Source organism: Aurantimonas sp. NFXS3, assembly GCF_049132005.1.
Lineage (GTDB): Bacteria > Pseudomonadota > Alphaproteobacteria > Rhizobiales > Rhizobiaceae > Aurantimonas > Aurantimonas coralicida.
In genome coordinates, this window is record NZ_JAGDDZ010000019.1 from 1 (window position 1) to 2,516 (window position 2,516).

Annotated in this window: 1 protein-coding gene; it reads left to right on the plus strand. The window is 55.8% G+C overall.

Going from position 1 to position 2,516, the window contains the following annotated elements:
- Window positions 1-2,516: peroxidase family protein (locus J3367_RS20935; protein ID WP_421462557.1), on the plus strand; the 2,516-nt coding region annotated here is incomplete at both ends.

Below are 2,516 nucleotides of genomic sequence, written 5' to 3' on the forward strand. Positions count from 1 at the left end.
GGGCGACGACATCGTCGATATCTCCGCGTTGCAATCTGCCCACCGTATCCTCTTCAGAACAAACGGAGGCAACGACACGATCATCGGAACCCTGCGTCCGCAGGACGTGGTTGAACTGGCACCAGGTACAGCCCTTGCAGACTACCAGTCGATGACAACGAACGGCATGACCACGCTATCATTCGGAGCGCATTCAATCGCCTTCCCAAGTTCCGGTCAGCCAACGTTCAAAGAAAGTACCTCCTCCAATAATAACGACGGTGGCCTATTATCGGGGGGTGGTTTCTCCCTTACGGCCCGGGACCTCGTTGGGCTGAAGAACCTAGTAAACGGCAACCAAGCCTTCAATGACGATGATGATACCGAGGGGGCAGCCGGCGTCCGCGAACTCATCGGACGCAATAATAACGAGGCTAATCCCGAATACGGCGCAGCGGACGAGACTTTCCTTCGACTGACCGAGGCTCGCTACGGCGCATATGATGAAACGACGAACAATCGTGACGTCAACCCCATCTTTGCAGGACTCGATGCCCGTACGATCAGCAACGTCCTCGGCGCGCAGGAAGCGGACCTAGCCCCGGCGCGATCTGGCGCGAACACCTTCTTCATGGCGTTTGGGCAGTATTTCGATCACGGGCTGGATTTCCTGCCGAAAAACTCTATCAACGGCGTGATCGAAATCGGCGGTCCTGGCTCGGGGCGGGCACCCGGCGTGGACAACCCTGCCGACTTGACGCGTGCCGAGGTCCACGAAATCGACGGGAATGGGATACCGCAGCATCTCAACAAAGCATCACCATTCGTCGATCAGAACCAAGCTTACGGTTCTAACGAGCTTGTCGGCCAGTTCCTACGCGAAAGCGACGGCGATCGGGGCGTTGGGATGCGACTCCTCGCTGGTGCCGTTGACCCATCTAACGCTGATTTCAATCTCTTGCCAACGCTGCGTGAACTGATTTCGCATCACTGGCAGGCAGATACGCTCTTCACAGATGCTTCGCTACCGGGAGGGGGGGTTAGCTTCCGCGAATACTACACGAACTACCAGATCAGCGAGGGAGTGACCGGCAGCATCTTCGATGAAAATACTGGGGCCTATGATCCTGATGTCGTGGCTTCCATGGTTTCTGACTTTATGGGCGGCGGTTACCCGCTTCTCCTCGATACCAATCCGTACATCAACCTACTTGATCACTATATCGCAGGAGATGGCCGGGCCAATGAGAATTACGCTCTGACTTCGATGCACACGATCTGGGCTCGGAACCACAATTTTCATGTGGAAAACCTTCTTGAAGCAGGATTCGACGGTAGCGAGGAAGAAATTTTCCAAGCGGCGAAGATGATCAACGAGGCGGAGTACCAAAGAGTGGTCTTCGACGAGTTTGCTGATCTTTTGATCGGAGGTATCCGCGGCGACGGCAGCCACGGTTTCGATGCGTATAACCCGAATACAGATGCTAGGATCTCACACGAGTTCGCGTCAGCGGTTTATCGCGTCGGGCATTCTCTCGTCGGTCAAACCATGACGATTGTTGGGGTAGATGGCCAACCTCAAGAGGTGGAGCTCTTCGATGCTTTCCTTAACCCCACCAACGATCTTGCTGCGTTCACAGCACCGCTGCCGCCGGGCTACGTCCCGCAACCTGGTTACGGTCAACTCGGTGCCGGCGCCATTTTATCGGGTGTTGCAACGCAGCCCGCGGAAGAAGTCGACTTCAACATCGTTGATGCCATTCGCAACGATCTCGTGCGCATTAACGCAGATTTGTTCGCCTTCAACGTGGCGCGCGGCTGGGATGTCGGGCTAGGCACACTCAATCAAGTTCGCGCCGATCTCAAAGCTTCGGACAGCCCCTATATTCAAGAGGCCATCAGTTTCGCTGGCAACCTCGACCCATACGGTTCTTGGGATGATTTCCAAGCGCGCAATGGGTTGAGTGACGTCATTATGACCCAGATGAAGGAGGCCTATCCCGACCTGATCCTCTCAACACCGGGGGAGATCGAAGCGTTCATAGCGGTCAATCCGGATATTGATCTCCAAGAGGGGGCCAATGGAACTAAGGTCGTCAAGGGCATCGACCGCGTTGACCTCTGGGTTGGTGGTCTTGCAGAGCAACACGTGCTTGGTGGTATGGTTGGACAAACCTTCTGGGTCGTCCTGCATGAGCAGTTCGACCGCTTGCAGGAAGGTGACCGGTTCTACTATCTGGAACGGTTCGACAATTTCGACTTCTATGAGAAGTTCATCGACGGGCAGGAATTCTCCGATATCGTCGCTAGGAATACCGGCTTGGTTGGTCTTCCCGAGGATATCTTTCGGACTGACGAGGAGGACGACAACGCCAGCGGCGGAGATGACAACGCGGATGACGAAGACGAAGACGAAGACGAAGACGACAACAACACCGACGTCGAAGATGATGACGACACGTTAGACGATGATGACGATGCGCCGGCACCGGTCCCGCCGGTAGTGGCAGGCCTGGCGGTGACTGGAACCGCGGCGG